The organism is Autumnicola aciditolerans, assembly GCF_041679265.1.
GTDB lineage: Bacteria > Bacteroidota > Bacteroidia > Flavobacteriales > Flavobacteriaceae > Autumnicola.
Genome location: NZ_JBGFSM010000005.1, coordinates 132241 through 149210, shown reverse-complemented (window position 1 = coordinate 149210; position 16970 = coordinate 132241). Strand labels below are relative to the sequence as shown.

At 41.5% G+C, this 16970-nt stretch carries 12 protein-coding genes; 6 read left to right on the top strand and 6 right to left on the bottom strand.

The window, feature by feature from the left end:
- Nucleotides 1-83: 83 nt before the first annotated feature.
- Nucleotides 84-2510, bottom strand: coding sequence for a phenylalanine--tRNA ligase subunit beta (gene pheT / locus AB8M93_RS06830; protein WP_373056829.1), 2427 nt, complete (start codon nucleotides 2508-2510; stop codon nucleotides 84-86).
- A gap of 111 nt (nucleotides 2511-2621) precedes the next feature.
- Nucleotides 2622-4721 carry an ATP-dependent DNA helicase RecG gene (gene recG / locus AB8M93_RS06825; protein WP_373056946.1) on the bottom strand — a complete coding sequence of 700 codons (2100 nt, stop codon included), beginning with the start codon at nucleotides 4719-4721 and terminating at the stop codon, nucleotides 2622-2624.
- Between the two features lie 126 nt (nucleotides 4722-4847).
- On the opposite strand from recG, the gene AB8M93_RS06820 reads away from it, so the two are divergent.
- From AB8M93_RS06820 to AB8M93_RS06810, 3 genes are read left to right on the top strand one after another with little or no spacing between them, the layout of a single operon-like run.
- On the top strand, nucleotides 4848-6965 hold the full coding sequence (locus tag AB8M93_RS06820) for a M1 family metallopeptidase (protein ID WP_373056828.1): 2118 nt from the start codon (nucleotides 4848-4850) through the stop codon (nucleotides 6963-6965).
- A complete protein-coding gene (locus AB8M93_RS06815) occupies nucleotides 6962-7864 on the top strand; it encodes a patatin-like phospholipase family protein (RefSeq protein ID WP_373056827.1) in 903 nt (300 codons plus the stop codon). The genes AB8M93_RS06820 and AB8M93_RS06815 overlap by 4 nt, the downstream gene beginning before the upstream one ends.
- Nucleotides 7864-8790 carry a patatin-like phospholipase family protein gene (locus AB8M93_RS06810; RefSeq protein ID WP_373056826.1) on the top strand — a complete coding sequence of 309 codons (927 nt, stop codon included), beginning with the start codon at nucleotides 7864-7866 and terminating at the stop codon, nucleotides 8788-8790. The genes AB8M93_RS06815 and AB8M93_RS06810 overlap by 1 nt, the downstream gene beginning before the upstream one ends.
- On the opposite strand, the gene AB8M93_RS06805 is transcribed toward AB8M93_RS06810, so the two are convergent.
- The 3 genes from AB8M93_RS06805 to AB8M93_RS06795 are packed head-to-tail and all read right to left on the bottom strand — an operon-like array spanning nucleotide 8787 to nucleotide 12209.
- A complete protein-coding gene (locus AB8M93_RS06805) occupies nucleotides 8787-9308 on the bottom strand; it encodes a DUF7935 family protein (protein ID WP_373056825.1) in 522 nt (173 codons plus the stop codon). The genes AB8M93_RS06810 and AB8M93_RS06805 overlap by 4 nt on opposite strands.
- Nucleotides 9305-10927 (bottom strand): FMN-binding glutamate synthase family protein, encoded by a 1623-nt coding sequence (locus tag AB8M93_RS06800; RefSeq protein ID WP_373056824.1) that lies wholly within the window; start codon nucleotides 10925-10927, stop codon nucleotides 9305-9307. Before AB8M93_RS06800 ends, AB8M93_RS06805 begins: the two co-directional genes overlap by 4 nt.
- Before the next feature lies 1 nt (nucleotide 10928).
- Entirely contained in the window at nucleotides 10929-12209 is a 1281-nt protein-coding gene (locus tag AB8M93_RS06795) for an amidohydrolase (protein ID WP_373056823.1), read from the bottom strand.
- 185 nt (nucleotides 12210-12394) lie between these two features.
- On the opposite strand from AB8M93_RS06795, the gene AB8M93_RS06790 reads away from it, so the two are divergent.
- The 3 genes from AB8M93_RS06790 to AB8M93_RS06780 all read left to right on the top strand — a co-directional run bounded on the left by AB8M93_RS06790 (nucleotide 12395) and on the right by AB8M93_RS06780 (nucleotide 15669).
- Complete coding sequence (locus tag AB8M93_RS06790; RefSeq protein WP_373056822.1) at nucleotides 12395-14713, top strand: ATP-dependent helicase; 2319 nt, start codon at nucleotides 12395-12397, stop codon at nucleotides 14711-14713.
- Between the two features lie 73 nt (nucleotides 14714-14786).
- Nucleotides 14787-14996, top strand: coding sequence for a hypervirulence associated TUDOR domain-containing protein (locus tag AB8M93_RS06785; protein WP_373056821.1), 210 nt, complete (start codon nucleotides 14787-14789; stop codon nucleotides 14994-14996).
- Nucleotides 14997-15048: 52 nt separating this feature from the next.
- Nucleotides 15049-15669 carry an L-threonylcarbamoyladenylate synthase gene (locus tag AB8M93_RS06780; RefSeq protein ID WP_373056820.1) on the top strand — a complete coding sequence of 207 codons (621 nt, stop codon included), beginning with the start codon at nucleotides 15049-15051 and terminating at the stop codon, nucleotides 15667-15669.
- A 94-nt stretch (nucleotides 15670-15763) separates the two neighbouring features.
- Here the strand turns inward: AB8M93_RS06780 and AB8M93_RS06775 are convergent, their stop codons facing one another.
- Nucleotides 15764-16888: a hypothetical protein gene (locus AB8M93_RS06775; RefSeq protein ID WP_373056819.1), complete on the bottom strand. Its 1125-nt coding sequence runs from the start codon at nucleotides 16886-16888 to the stop codon at nucleotides 15764-15766.
- Between the last annotated feature and the right edge of the window lie 82 nt (nucleotides 16889-16970).

The window sequence follows — 16970 nt, the reverse complement described above, 5'->3', positions numbered from 1 at the left end:
GGAAATTTAAGAGAAGAAAAGGATAACCTCCTTATCATGTGTTAATTGTGAAATGGCAGGAAATTAGCAATTCCAATTAACTGTTATCTTAGTTCGGCTTTTAGCTCTTTCTCAAAGCGCTGCTGCAACTTGTTCATCATTTTGTCCACCTGTTTATCAGTAAGCGTTTTATGCTCGTCCTGAAAGAGGAAACTTACCGCATAGCTTTTCTTCCCTTCGGTAAGGCTTTTGCCCTGGTAAACATCAAATAGGTTAACTTGCTTCAGCAGTTTCTTTTCGGTTTGATAGGCAATTTTCTCTATCTCTTCGTATTTTACATTTTCATCCAGCAGCAGGGCAAAATCCCTTCTTACCGCTGGATGCCGGGGAATAGCGGCAAATTGAATTTTTTGGATTTTCACCAGTTCCAGGATAGCATCCCAGTTAAAATCGGCGTGCAATACTTCCTGAGGAATGTCAAATTGCTTTAAAAGCATTTTTTTTACCACCCCAAATTCAACCAGTTTTGATTTTTTAGAACTTAAAGCCATTCCTTCAGAAAAAATATCGGTTTTAGAAGATGACGATTGCAGGTTATTAATTCCCAACCTTCGAAAGATGCTTTCTACAACCCCCTTCAGGTAAAAGAAAGTAGTATTGTTTCCTTTAAGATTCCAGCTTTCCGGGTTCCTGTTGCCGGAAATAAATAGTGTAAGGTGTTTGTTTTCTACTCTGCCACTCATGTAGGAGTGGTAAGTTTTCCCAAATTCGAAGAATTTCAGGTCGCTTTGTTTTCTGTTAATATTGTAACTTAAGGCCTCTAATCCGGAAAACAGCAGCGATTGTCTCATCACGCTTAGGTCATTACTTAAAGGATTTAGTATTTTAACGCTATGCTCTTCTTTTAACTGCTCACTAAGGTTTAGGTATTCCGGGGAGGTAAGAGAATTTGCCATGGTTTCATGAAACCCCTGCCCGGTAAGCTGGTTGGCAATAATATTCTGCAATTTATAATCTTCAAATTTCGAAGAATTCGCTACGGAAATTTTGAGCTTTTCACCAAACTTTATATTGTTGTATCCATACACTCTCAGGATCTCCTCAATTACATCAGATTCCCGCTGCACATCTACCCGGTATGAGGGGATAGTAAGGCCCATCCCGGTTTCAGTAACATTGTTCACCCTTATTTCCAAAGAAGCAAGAATAGATTTTATGGTTTCTTCCTGAAGGTTTTCCCCAATAAGTTTATTTACCTTATCAAAGGTGAGGAACACCTGGAAATCTTCTATTTTACGAAAGTAGATATCATTTATGTCGCTGGTAATTTCTCCACCGGCAATTTCCTGGATTAAAAGAGCAGCGCGTTTTAAAGCATATTCTGTAATAGAAGGATCAATACCTCTTTCAAACCTGAAAGAAGCATCTGTACTAAGGCTGTGCCTTTTAGCGGTTTTCCTGATGCTTACCGGGTTAAAATAGGCGCTCTCCAGGAATATTTTAGTGGTGTTTGCTGATACGCCACTATGCAGCCCGCCAAAAACTCCGGCAATAGCAAGAGGCTTTTCCGTATCGCAAATCATAAGGTCCTCTTCGTGAAGTTCCCTTTCCACTTCATCTAAAGTGGTAAATTTAGTTCCTGCCGGTAGTGTTTTTACATGAATTTCGTTTCCCGTAATCTTCGCGGCATCAAAGGCGTGCAAAGGCTGTCCCAGTTCATGCAATACATAATTAGTGGCATCTACCACGTTGTTTTTGGGGGAAATCCCAATGGCTTTCAGCCTGTTTTGCAGCCATTTTGGTGATGGCTGAATTTTAACATCAGAGATAGTCAACCCGCAATACCGGGGTGCCAGGGCCGAATCTTCTACATGAATAGGGATTTTGAGGCTACGGCTGTCTACATGAAAACTGCTTACAGATGGCGTGATGAGTTCCAAATGTTTGTTTTTTTGCTGGTAACCTGCCTTCAGGTCCCGGGCCACTCCCCAGTGGCTCATGGCATCTGCCCTGTTAGGGGTAAGGCCAATCTCAAAAACCTGGTCGTTTTCAATTTCAAAAATTTCTGCAACAGGTGTTCCCGGTACCAGTTCATTATCCATAACCATAATGCCTTCATGGCTGGCGCCCAGTCCAATCTCTTTTTCTGAACAAATCATCCCATAGCTGGATTCCCCGCGAATTTTACCTTTTTTAATGGCCCATTCTTCCCCTTTTTCATCATAAAGAACAGTTCCTATGGTGGCAACAGGAACTTTTTGCCCGGCAGCTATATTTGGAGCCCCGCAAACTATTTGCACATTTTCCCCGTTTCCAAGGTCTACCTTGGTTAGGTTTAACCTGTCTGCATTTGGGTGGGATTCACAATTTAAAACATGGCCAACAACAATACCTTCAAGCCCTCCTTTTACACTTTCAAATTTGCTTATGCCTTCTACTTCGAGGCCAAGATCTGTAAGTAATTCTCCTGTTTCTTCAGGATTTTCTGGAAGTTTGATAAATTGTTTAAGCCAGTTATATGAGATTTTCATCAGAATAATTTTTCAGAAGGCAAAGATAATATTACAGATGGTTTTGGCATAATTTGAAATCTGAATTTAAAGCAGGGTTTCTTCAGAAAATGCAGATTTTTTTCCGCAGAATCAGCTAATGTAATTCCAGATGTTCTTATGCTTCACCACCTGGGAATAGGTGTATTTTAAAACCTTGTTTTTTTCAAGGGCAAGGTCTGGGTCTTCTTTTAGCACCTGCATGGCGTGATACCGGGCGGCTTTAAGGATCTCGTTATCTTTTACAATATCTGCAATTTTAAGATTTAGCACTCCGCTTTGCTGGGTTCCCATAAGATCGCCGGGGCCACGTAATTTCAGGTCAACTTCAGCAATCTCAAAGCCATCATTGGTGTGTACCATGGTTTGTAGCCGGGTTTTGGAATCGTTGGAAAGTTTATGGCCGGTCATCAGGATACAAAAACTTTGTTCGGCGCCACGGCCAACCCTTCCGCGAAGCTGGTGCAACTGTGAAAGCCCAAAACGTTCTGCACTTTCAATAATCATCACGCTTGCATTTGGCACATTTACGCCCACTTCAATAACGGTAGTGGCCACCATGATCTGTGTTTCCGCCCGCACAAACCTGTCCATTTCATAATCTTTATCAGCAGGTTTCATCTGGCCGTGCACAATAGAAATCTGGTTGTTGGGGAATTCCCTGGCGATACTTTCATACCCGTCCATGAGGTCTTTGTAATCCATTTTTTCAGATTCCTGGATCAGCGGATAAACAATATAAACCTGCCTTCCTCTTTCAATTTCCTCTTTTATAAATCTGAAAACTTTAAGCCGGTTGCTATCGTAACGATGTACTGTTTTTATAGGTTTTCTGCCGGGAGGAAGCTCGTCTATTACCGAAATATCCAAATCGCCATAAAGGCTCATGGCCAAAGTTCGCGGGATAGGAGTTGCGGTCATTACTAATATGTGCGGGGGCATGTGGTTCTTTTTCCACAATTTTGCCCTTTGTGCCACTCCAAACCGATGTTGTTCATCTATAATGGCAAGGCCAAGATTCTTAAATTGTACCTTATCTTCCAGCAGGGCGTGGGTGCCAATAAGAATATCGATCTCCCCGTTCTCCAGTTTTTCATGGATTTCCCTTCTTTCTGAAGTTTTGCTGGAACCGGTGAGCAGGTAAATACTTGTTCCAAGATCTCTGCATAATTCCACCAGGCCGTTATAATGCTGAATGGAAAGAATTTCGGTAGGCGCCATTAAACAGGCCTGGAAACCGTTGTCCAGGGCAATAAACATAGACATCAGCGCAACTATGGTTTTGCCCGATCCCACGTCTCCCTGTAACAGCCGGTTCATCTGGGCGCCGCTTCCCAGGTCGCTTCTAATTTCCTTTATCACCCTTTTTTGGGCATTGGTGAGCTCAAATGGCAGGTGTTCGTTATAAAATTTTCCAAAATTTTCCCCAATCTGGTCAAATACAAATCCCTTTATTTTTTTCTTCTGAAGCATGTTCTTAATGAGCAACTGCAGCTGTATGTAGAACAATTCTTCAAACTTTAACCTGAATTGTGCTTTTCCCAACAACTCCTGGCTTTTAGGGAAATGAACATTAAAAAGGGCTTCCGTTTTAGGAATTAGCTTTAATTTCTCCCTTATTTCATCTGTAAGGGTATCATAAAACCTGCCTTTGGTTTCTAGAAAAAGTTGCTGCATGATCTTATTGACCACCCTGTTGCTAATGCCTTTTTTAGCCAGCAGTTCTGTTGAAGGGTACACCGGCTGCATGGCAGTGCGAAGCTGTTTCTTGTATTCTTCCACCGGTTCCAGCTCGGGATGTGGCATGCTAAACATCCCGTTAAACCAGTTGGTTTTGCCAAATATTACATAAGGAGTATTCAATTTGAGGTTTTCCCGAATCCATTTATGGCCTCTAAACCAAACCAGTTCCATTCTGCCCGTGTCATCAACAAAATCGGCTACCATCCTTTTGCCGCGCTTTTGTTCCACGGTTTTAATATGGGTGATCTTTCCCACCAGCTGAACTTCAGCAGAAGTTCTCTGCAGTTCGTTAATTTTATAAAACCTGGTTTTATCCAAATAACGGTTCGGGAAGAAATTAAGCAAATCCTGGTAGGTATGGATGCCAAGTTCTTTGCGTAATAATCCTGCCCGGGTTGGGCCTACTCCCTTTAAGTAATCAATTGGCGTTTGCAGGATATTGGGATTCATAAAAACGAAGATATTAAATCCGCTTAAAACCTTTAACTTCTTATCTGTATAATCATTCTTTTGAAGCTGAAACATTCCTGAACATCACATATTTTGTATTTTAGCTTTCTATTGCCAATTATTAAAATGAAGAATTTTTTTTTAATCCTGCTATTGCTGATTTCCTTTGCAGGAACTTCACAAAATACTCCTACCAGTCAGCGAGAGAAGGTAGATTTTAAAAATGTAAATGCCAGCATTAGTATTTTTCCTGAAGAAGAAAAGGTTCAGGGTAGGGTTGTTTATCTTTTTGACGTGCTCGCGCCTGCAGATTCTATTTTTATTGATGCTCAAAATATGAATTTCCAGCAGGTCACCTTAAACGGCAAAGAAGCTGAAGTAAATAACGACGGCAAACATTTATGGGTAAAATCTGATTTTTCCCCTTCCGAAGAAAATAAAATAGCCCTGGAATATTCTGCTTTTCCTTCACAGGCTATGTACTTTATAAACTGGAATGAACCGGCGGGAGTGCAATCCCCCCGGCAGGTCTGGACGCAGGGGCAGGGCAAATATACTTCGTACTGGCTGCCAAGTTTTGACGACCTTCAGGAAAAGGCAATTTTCGACCTTAATATTAATTTTCGCGGGGGTTATGAAGTAATAGCTAACGGGGTCTTACAGGAAAAACAAATCCTGAATGACTCCGTTACCCAATGGCAATATAATATGGAGCAGCCCATGAGCAGTTACCTGGTGGCCATTGCCGCTGGAAATTACCGTAAAAAGGAAATCACCACCGCTTCTGGCGTCAAGATGCAGCTTTATTATGAGCCGGAAGATTCTTTAAAGCTGGAGCCGACTTACCGGTATTCCAAAGAAATTTTTGATTTTTTTGAAAAGGAAATAGGGGTAGCTTTTCCCTGGCAAAATTATAAACAAATCCCGGTGCAGGATTTTATTTACGCGGGAATGGAAAATACCGGCGCCACAATTTTCTCAAATATTCTCGTGGTAGATTCCACCGGGTTTAACGACCGTAATTATGTAAATGTTAATGCACACGAGCTGGCCCACCAGTGGTTTGGGGACCTGGTGACTGAAAAAGAAAGCCGGGACCACTGGTTGCATGAAGGTTTTGCTACTTTTTATGCCCTTTTAGCTGAAAAAGAAATTTTTGGAGAAGATTATTATTACTGGAAATTATATGAATCTGCCGAGCAGTTAAAGCAGTTGAGTGACAGCGGGAAAGGGGAAGCGGTTTTGAATCCTAAAGCCAGTTCCCTTACCTTTTATCAAAAAGGGGCCTGGGCTTTGCACATTTTGAGGGAGAAAGTAGGAGAGGAAGCTTTTAGGCAGGCGGTACAGAATTACCTGGAATTATATAAATATCAGGCCGTTTCTACTGAAAATTTTATTGCTGAGGTGGAAAAAACTTCCGGGCAGGATTTGACAGATTTTATCAATAACTGGCTGAAGCAGTCTGCTTTTAAAGCCCATGCGGCGCTAAATTCTTTGAAGGAATCGGCATTTGTTCAGAATTATCTTAAAATTGCAGGTTTAAGGGAGGTGCCTCTGGAGCAAAAATACGCGCAGCTGGATGAAGCCTTAAATTTCCCGGTTAACGATTATATTGGCCAGGAGGTGGTTTATCAACTGGCCGGGAATACTTCAGCTGATGCACTTCGGCTTTACAAAAAGGCCTTTGAAACAAACAATCTTTATGTGCGCCAGGCCATTGCCGGCAGCATGCAAAAAATTCCTTCAGAATTAAAAACCTATTATGAATCTCTTCTTGATGATGATTCCTATGTAACCAAAGAAACCGCGCTTTACAACCTCTGGATGCAGTTTCCTGAAGGCCGCGCCGCTTATCTTGAAGATTTAGACGGCGTAGCAGGTTTTATGGACAAAAACGTGGAAACTTTGTGGTTGGCCTTAAACCTGGCCACGCCAAACTTTCAGCCGGAAAAAAAACAGCAGGTTTTTAATAAACTTACGGGTTATACTTCGCCACGCCAGCATTTTGAAACGCGTAAAAACGCCTTTGGTTACCTGTATCAGCTCAACACTTTTACCACGCAAAATTTAAAAGACCTAATGGCCGGAACCCAGCATCAAACGTACAGTTTTCGTAATTACTGCAGGGAATTGCTGGAAGAGCTGCTTAAAAATGAAGAATACAAAAATATGTTCATGGACTTGCAGGAAAGCCTTCCGCTAAAACAACGGGAATTTCTGGAAAACAAGCTTGCGCAATCATGAAGGCATTAGTGATCTCAGGCGGCGGCAGCAAAGGAGCTTTTGCCGGGGGAGTAGCGCAGTACCTTATTAGGGAAATGAACAGGGAATACGACCTTTACCTTGGCACATCTACCGGTAGCCTGTTAATTTCCCACCTTGCCCTTAATGAAACTGAAAAAATCAGGGAGGTGTTTACTTCGGTAAACCAGGCGAGTATTTTCAGCAACCGGCCGTTCCTAATCAGGCGCCGCCATGGTTATGACCAGATTAGTATCAATCACTTTAACGTATTGCGGAATTTCTTAAAAGGCAGGAAAACCTTTGGTGAGAGCAAAAATCTTCAGAAGCTGATAAAAGATACTTTTACGCCGAAGGAATTTCAGCAGTTAAAATCCGGCACAAAAGATGTGGTGGTAACGGTATCAAATTTGTCTTTAAACGAGGTGGAATATAAATCCATAAGAGATTTTAACTACGATGATTTTTGTGAATGGATATGGATTTCCAGTAATTATACTCCTTTTATGAGCCTGGCGCAAAAAAACGGTTGCGAATATGCTGACGGGGGACTTGGTTCTATGGTTCCCATTGAAGAGGCTATAAAACGCGGGGCAACAGAGATTGATGCGATTATCCTGCAAACCGAAGTGACAAATTTTAATCGTTTACCTTCTAAAAACGCTTTTGGGCTAATTACAAATTTGTTTCAGTTTATGCTGGACAGGATTGAAAACCAAAATATCAGGATTGGAAAATTTGCGGCGGCAAATAAAAATGCCATTATTAATTTCTACTATACTCCTACAGTTTTGACCACGAATTCCCTTATTTTTGATGAAAAGAAGATGAAGAGCTGGTGGGAGAGCGGTTACAGCTTCGCGAAACTTAAGAATGAAGAACTTAATCAAATTGAACCTTAATGCGGGCATTGGTAATTTCAGGAGGCGGTAGTAAGGGAGCTTTTGCCGGCGGAGTGGCGCAGTATTTAATTGAAGAGGATAAGAAAAAATATGATCTTTTTTTAGGAACCTCAACCGGAAGTCTTTTAATCCCTCACCTGGCAGCAGGGAACATTGAAAAGGTTCATGATATCTACACCAATGTAGACCAGCATAAAATCTTTAGTGTAAATCCTTTCATCGTTAAAAAGAAGGACGGCAGGGAGTATGTTACCATTAATTATTTTAACATGTTCTGGCAGTTCATTAAGCGCAAAAGAACGTTTGGGGAGAGCAAAAATCTTAAAAAACATATTCGCGTTCATTTTTCAGAAGAAGATTTTACATTGCTTAAAGCTAAAGTGAAAGATGTGGTGGTCACGGTTTCAAATCTTTCCAAAAACCGCGTAGAGTATAAGTCTATCCATGATTTCTCTTATGATGATTTTTGTGACTGGATCTGGATTAGTTGTAATTATATTCCGTTTATGAGCCTGGCAACAAAGGATGGTTATGAATATGCCGATGGCGGGCTGGGATGCGTGGTGCCCATTAGGGAAGCCATAAAACGTGGCGCGAAAGAAGTGGATGCCATAATCCTGGAGGCGGAAAATATGGAATATAATAAGGTGCTTGGGAAAAACCCGTTTTCGTTAATGATCAACCTCTTCGGATTTCTACTGGACCAGGTGGAATATCACGATATTGTTGAAGGCAAACTTGCCGCTCTCAATAAACAGGTAAAACTGAATATTTACTATACGCCCACAAAACTTACTGAAAACTCGCTCGTGTTCAACAAAAAAGCAATGACGGAGTGGTGGCAGGAAGGTTTTGAATATGCTAAAAACCGTTCAGAAGAAAACCGAAAAAAATCCAGGGGTTTCTTCAGGTTATTCTCTTTTTAAACAATATTTCTTACCTCTTTTTTAATAAAGGCGAGGGCGGCATCTGTAGGTGCCGGTTTTTCTATTAGCGCAGTGAGAATTACTTCCCGAAGCTTATCTGGGGTAGTTACTTCTTCCTGGGTACTGGCTTTTCTAACCAGGCCAATAGTGGCGTTTTTAGCGGTTTTTATATAATCCCAGCAATCGGCACTTACATAAATTTGCTGCGCCAGATTATGGTCAAACTCCTGTTCTATGGTGCCAACAATAAGATTGGTATAAGACCGGACATCTTCACTTACAGGTTTTATCCTGAATAATATTTTGCCCGGCGAAATGCGCTCCAGAAAAAGCGTCATCCTTTCATAAGCCTGAAGTTTAATGGGTAAGGCGGTTTTTTGATTTTCCCGGTGTAATAAAAATCTTCTTCTCAATTCCTCATTTCTGGAATTTGTATGGAAAAAGTAAAAAGCGAGCCCGCCAACTACAAGGGCGGGAAGTATGCTGAAAAATAAAAAACTAAGATCTGATGCTATCATTTGTGCTTATGGTAAACTGCAGTGTCTTCGGTTTCTGCTTCTTTGGTTTCTACATCTCTGGACTTCTGGAAACCGCCTAAATATGGAGATTCCAGATGTTCTCTAACAGAGGTGAAAGGTACTTCTTCTTTATGGTAAGTAAAAGTGGCGGCCAAAGATTTTGCCAGGTTCCTGTCACTAAGGTTAATCTGCACATCGTCCATGGTGAACTGGCATGGGTGTTCATACCCGCAGGCATGGCAAATTTCCAGCAGTTCCTTGCGAAATTTTACAAAGTAATAATTTACTCTTTTTGCCTTGTCTTTGATATTAATGCCGGATTGCAGCCATTTATTCTGAGTGGCTATCCCGGTGGGGCAGGTATTGTTATGGCAGGATTGCGCCTGGATGCAGCCAATACTCATCATGGCTTCTCGGGCCACATTCACGCAATCTGCGCCCATAGCAAAAGCCATTGCAGCTTTGGCCGGGAAACCAAGTTTTCCGCTTGCCACAAAAACAATCCTGTTGGTAATTCCCTGGTCCAGGAAGATCTTGTACACTTTAGAAAAGGCGTAAATCCAAGGTAGGGAAACATGATCTGCAAAACTCGGCGGGGCAGCTCCCGTCCCGCCTTCGCCTCCATCAATACTAATAAAATCCGGGCCTTTTCCTGAAGCCTGCATTTTTTCGGCTAATTCTTCCCACTGTTCCAGTTTTCCCACAGCCGATTTAATTCCCACCGGCAATCCGGTTTCTTCGGCAATATCTTCTATAAACTCCAACAATCCGTCTAAACCTTCAAAAGCAGTATGGAAAGGGGGCGAAAGTACATCTTTACCCAAAGGAATGTGCCTGATTTCAGCAATTTCTTCACTAATCTTGGATGCGGGTAAAACCCCGCCTTTTCCCGGTTTTGCTCCCTGGGACAGTTTTATTTCTATCGCCCTTATCTGCGGATTTTCCCGCACCAGTTCTACAAGTTTTTCCATACAGAAATTACCCTCGTCATCCCTCACGCCAAAATAAGCAGTGCCTATCTGGAACACGACATCAGCTCCTTTTTTATGATATTGAGACAATCCGCCTTCCCCGGTATTATGGTATGCGCCGGCTTCCTTGCAGCCTAGATTAAGACTTTCTATGGCACGCGCAGAGAGGGAGCCAAAACTCATCGCCGAAACATTAATTATTGAGGCCGGGCGGTAGGGCCTTTTCCTATTATTGTAAAGGCCCATCACTTTTGCACAGGCGATAAAATTGGGATCTTCATGATTTGGATGATCCTTTTTCATCTTAAAGGGCATCATGGCATTATTCACAAATATGTACTGGTTTTCTGAAATATCCTGATCTGTCCCAAAGCCTTCGTAGTTATTTTCATTTTTGGCCGAGGCATAAATCCATCCTCTTTCCCTCCGGTTGAAAGGCCTTTCTTCACGGTTACTTGCTACAATGTACTGCCGCAATTCGGGCCCCACACTTTCCAGAAAATACCGCAGGTTCCCTACTACCGGAAAATTGTGCTTTATAATATGAGTTTTATTGAAGAAAATATCTTTTATGGCAACACCTGCAAGAAAAATTAAGATCCAGCCCCACCAGCTTATGGCGCCAAAAAAAGAAAGAAAACTATTCATTTTATCCCTGGTTTAAGTAATCTATTGCTAATTGCGACATCGCTTTAACCCCTAGTAATAATCCGCTTTCATCAATATAAAAATCAGGAGTATGATGTGGTGCCGCCTCGGTAGAATTTAAAGGTTTTCCGCCGAGGAAAAAATATAATCCGGGAACTTTTTCCTGAAAAAAGGAAAAATCTTCGCCTCCGGTGGTGGCTTTCACCAGTTGCACATTTTCACTGCCGGCGACTTTCTGCAGGCTTGGCAGCATTTCCTCGGTTAGTTCCGGGTCATTATAAGTAATAGAGGTGTTGTTTTGGATTTCTATTGTGGCTTTGGCGCCGTAGGCTTCGGCAAGAGCAGGAACCATTTCTTTCATCCTTCTTAAGATAAGTTCCTTGTTTTCGGGGTCTAATGTCCTTACGGTACCAATCATCTCGACTGTTTCAGGAATAATATTAAAGCGCACGCCGCCAGAAATTTTTCCTACAGTAATCACTGCTGCCGCATCGGTAAGCCTGGCTTCCCGGCTAATGATGGTTTGCAGCCCGTCTATAATTTTTGCTGAAATCATTATCGGGTCTGTCCCGGACCAGGGCTGCGATCCATGGGTTTGCTTCCCCTGTACATTAATCACAAAGCGTTCTACGGCGGCCATGATGCCTTCAGGTTTATAGGTAATGGTACCAACGGGAACTTCAGAATCTATATGAAGCCCAAAAATAGCGTCCACATCAGGATTCTTTAACACACCTTCTTTTATCATTAAGGCCGCGCCACCTTCTTCTCCCGGTGGCGGCCCTTCTTCCGCAGGCTGAAAGATAAATTTTACCGTCCCGTTAATTTCGTCTTTATGTTTGGAAAGCACCTCGGCCACTCCCATTAAAATCGCGGTGTGGGTATCATGGCCGCAGGCATGCATCACCCCGGTTTCGGAACCCAGGAATTCTGTAGTTACTTCAGATTTAAATGGGAGGTCATTTCTTTCGGTTACCGGCAAAGCATCAATATCGGCACGTAGAGCTACTGTTTTCCCTTCATTTTTGCCCTTCAGGATTCCTACCACCCCGGTTTTGCCAACGCCGGTTTCCACTTCCAGCCCCAGCCGGTTGAGGTGCGCCGCGATTTTTTCGGCGGTTTTAAATTCCCTGTTGGAAAGTTCTGGATGTTGATGGATGTTCCTTCGCCATTCAATAACTTTATCTTCAATGGCAGCAATGTCCTTACTTAAATTTGTTTGGGCATAAGAGGCAAATCCGGCCAAAAAGCAAACAAGAAAAAAAGAGAAGTATTGTTTCATATTTTAAGTTTAGATAAGGTTTTGGTTAGTTTCAAAGTAAAAAGCAAAAAACCCTTCTGCCCAAGATATTCAAAAAATGGATTAGATCATAATTCCGCCTTCCTGATTTGTTGGTAAGAAGCTCCGGCAGGTTTTTATAAACATGTTTTTTTGATTAAATTCACGCCCTAAAAGAGAAGGAAAATTTGGAATCTTATATAGCGGAATTAAACGATGCGCAGCGGGCTCCGGTGCTGCAAAAAGATGGTGCAATGATTGTAATTGCGGGGGCTGGTTCCGGCAAAACGCGGGTGCTTACCTACAGGATCGCTTACCTCATGAACCAGGGAGTGGATCCTTTTAATATTCTTGCGCTTACGTTTACCAACAAAGCGGCCCGTGAGATGAAGAACAGGATTTCAAAAATCGTGGGCAGCAGCGAAGCTAAAAACTTATGGATGGGAACTTTCCATTCTGTTTTTGCAAAAATCCTTCGTTTTGAAGCTGAAAAACTGGGTTATCCTTCCAATTTTACCATTTATGATACCCAGGATTCCCAAAGTGTTATCCGTGCGATTATTAAAGATATGCGGCTGGATAAGGATGTTTATAAATACAAGCAGGTTTATAACCGTATTTCTTCCTTCAAGAACAGCCTGATCACGGTAAAGGCATATTTCCAAAACCCGGAGTTACAGGAGGCCGATGCCATGTCTAAAAAACCCAGGATGGGTGAAATTTACCAGGCTTACGTGGAAAGATGTTTTAAGGCCGGCGCGATGGATTTTGATGATTTACTGCTGAAGACCAATGAACTTTTAAATCGTTTTCCTGAAGTATTGCATAAATATCAAAACCGCTTTAGGTATATCCTGGTAGATGAGTACCAGGATACCAACCATTCACAATATTTAATTGTAAAGGCGCTTTCGGATAAATTTCAGAATATCTGTGTGGTGGGGGACGATGCCCAGAGTATTTATGCCTTCCGCGGAGCGAACATTAACAACATCCTGAATTTTCAGAAAGATTATGACGATGTTCAGATGTACCGCCTGGAACAGAATTACCGTTCCACCAAAAACATTGTAAACGCCGCGAATTCGATAATTGATAAAAATAAAACCAAACTTGAAAAAGTGGTTTGGACAGATAATGATGAAGGTCCTAAAATTGTGGTCAACCGGCTGCTTACCGATGGGGAAGAAGGAAGGTTTGTAGCTAGTTCTATTTTTGAAACCAAGATGCAAAATCAGCTGCCCAATAGTGCTTTTGCTATTTTATACCGTACCAATGCCCAAAGTAGGGCAATGGAAGACGCATTGCGCAAAAAGGACATCCCTTACCGTATATACGGCGGCCTTTCTTTCTATCAGCGGAAGGAAATTAAAGATGTACTTTCTTACTTAAGGCTATTAACAAATCCTAAAGATGAAGAAGCGCTAAAAAGAGTGATCAATTATCCTGCAAGAGGGATTGGCCAAACCACCATGGACAGGCTGAGTATTGCCGGTAACCAATATGGGAAATCACTTTTTGAAGTTATTGAAAACCTGGATCATCTTGACCTTAAAATAAACAGCAGTACGCGAAATAAGCTTCAGAACTTTGTAAATATGATCAAAAGTTTCACCATTTTGAGCCAGAATGCTGATGCTTTTGTAGTGGCCGATACCGTGACAAAAAAGACAGGCCTTGTACAGGAATTAAAAAAGGACGGCACTCCCGAAGGGATTGCGAGAATTGAAAATATTGAAGAGCTGCTAAACGGGATCCGCGATTTTGTGGAAGGGCAAAAGGAACTGGCAGATGCCACAGGTTCTTTGGCAGAATTTCTTGAAGATGTGGCCCTGGCAACAGATATGGATAAGGATACTTCAGATGAAGACCGGGTGGCTTTAATGACTATTCACCTGGCAAAGGGACTGGAATTTCCCTATGTCTATATTGTAGGTTTGGAAGAAGATTTATTTCCTTCAGCAATGAGCATGAATACCCGAAGCGAACTGGAAGAAGAGCGCCGGCTTTTTTATGTTGCTCTTACACGAGCTGAAACCCAGGCATATCTCACCTACACCCAATCCCGCTATCGTTGGGGAAAACTGGTAGATGCGGAGCCCAGCCGCTTTATAGAAGAAATAGATGATAAGTTCCTGGATTATATGATCCCGCAGGACGATTATAAGTACAAACCACTTATAGATACCGATATTTTTGGGGAAGTTGACAAAAGTAAATTTAGGCAAACCAAGCCAAAAAATGGTACGCCGCCGCCTGCCCACAAACCTACCGAGCAACAACTTAGGAAGTTGAGAAAATTAAAACCTGCTTCGCCGGAACCGGTAAAAGCAACAAAATCTGTAGACCTTTCCGCAGGAAATGAAGTGGAGCATATGCGCTTTGGAAAAGGAAAGGTGTTGAAGATTGAAGGCGCTGGCCAGGACCAAAAGGCAGAAATTGATTTTGAGAACGGAGGGATTAAAAAATTACTCCTGAGGTTTGCCAAATTAAAGGTGCTCTCCTGAGTTTTTTTTGAGTTAAACTTCTGTTATAGAGCATCTTTATCTATATGTTTATTTTTATATTCAAAATAAAAAAATGGTAAAGGAAGGCACAAAAGTGAAGTGGAACTGGGGAAATGGTCAGGGTACAGGTACTGTAAAATCTGTATTTGCCAAAACTGTCACCAGGAAAATTGAAGGTAACGAAGTAACACGCCACGGAAAAGAGGATAATAAAGCCTTATATATAGAACAGGAAGATGGAGATCATGTGCTGAAACTTGAAAGTGAGGTGGAAAAGGCTTAATTCTAATAATTAATACTATAGCACCCTGTTCAGATTTTTAAATTAAAAATATATGGCTGAATTAATAAAAATTTACGAAGAAAACCCGGAACAGAATAAAATTAAAAAGGTTGTGGATACCTTAAGGAACGGGGGATTGGTGATATATCCAACCGATACGGTTTATGGGCTGGGTTGTGACATAACAAACACCGCGGCTCTGGAAAAAATTGCCCAGATAAAAGGGATAAAGCTGGAAAAAGCGAATTTCTCATTTATCTGTGAAGATTTAAGTAACCTTTCAGACTATGTAAAACAAATAGATACCGCTACTTTCAAGATATTAAAACGTTGTTTGCCCGGCCCATATACTTTTGTTTTACCGGGAAATAATAATTTGCCAAATGTTTTTAAGAAAAAGAAAACCGTAGGAATAAGGGTGCCCGATAATACAATTTGTAAAGCTCTTGTAGCTGGCCTTGGTAATCCTATAGTATCCACCTCTATTAAAGACGATGATGAAGTGCTGGAGTATACCACAGATCCCGAATTAATAAAAGAAAAATGGGACCATCTGGTAGATATTGTAATAGATGGTGGGTATGGAGATAATATTCCTTCATCAGTTATAGATCTTACAACAGCTAGTCCTGAAGTAATAAGAGAGGGAAAAGGTAGTGTGGAAATTATGTAGATTTTGGACTAAACTGTTTTGTTATTGACAAGCTTAAAATAAAAAGCCTCCCGTAAACAGGAGGCTTTTTTAGTAAGCATATAATATGATCTTGTTAGTCTACAATGCTTCCAACTACAGAAACAAAAGCTTCATGAACTTCCTGTTGTGTAAGGATGTGTCCCTGCTTTTGAGCGCTGTCTGCAAGCTCGTATCCTAAACGGGCAGCTTCCATTCTTTGAAGTGGAGTACCGTGGTGTCCACTGCTTGTAAATCCGCAATCTCCAATCTGGAAATAAAGATCAAAAAACTCTTCAACTCTTTTCCAGTTATAGGTAGCACCTCTTTTATGTGTCATAAAATAAGCAGCCATGAAGTCGGCTTCAAGTTCAGTATACCTTGTTGCTGCAGCAGGATCTGGTGCGGCACCATTAGGATACCATTGACTTCTGTTTAAAAATTGTACTTCATGAGCCCATTCGTGAGAAAGGATACCCGTCCAAACAATTCCTTCGTCGATACCTGTTTCTGCCAACCATGTTGGTAAACCATCACCAATAACAATGGTACGGTTTGTAGATGCAAATCCATCTGTGGCAAAATATGGATTTTCCGGTAAGTTTGGAGAAGCCTCATTTAAAGATATAAGATAATCTGCCTCTTCATAAGCCTGTTCTGTGGTTAAAGGAACAAATACGCCATTAACTCTGTAACCAAAGAAAGTTTCAAAAACTTCAGCAATTTTATCCCTGTCGTTTAAGGTGGCAGTATGCTGGCCATTAACCTGAATTTCTACCGGCATATCCCAGAATTTTTCTAGCTCACGCTGTCTTTTAATCATCAGTTTGGTGTAATCGCCATCTTCACCAAAATACTGATCGCCATCGGCAAGGTAATAGCTGTAGTAATAATTAAGATCTGAATAGATTCCGTTGTTGGCTAAAGCTATTGGATCTTTTATAATGGCGTTAATGTATTTATTCTGAACCGTGGTAAGCTCTGTAGTTCCACACTCTGAAGGTGCTACGGCATTACGAAATAAAACTCCCAGATTCTCACTTGTTTCAACAGCTGCAGCTTTGGTATCCTGAGGCCTAAGCTCTGGAAAACCTTTTTTATTATTCACCGATTGGGTTGACGGGGTGTTCCCTACTTCTTCCATAGTGTCTTTCTCACAGGAAACTGTTGCCACTCCAAGGGATAAGGCTAACAAAGCAACTTTTAATTTAGTACTTTTCATTTAATATGTTTTTGTGGTTAAAAATTTCAGAGCCAAATATAGAAGATGATTCGTAGGAAAGGGAAGAAAGATTGTTAAAAAT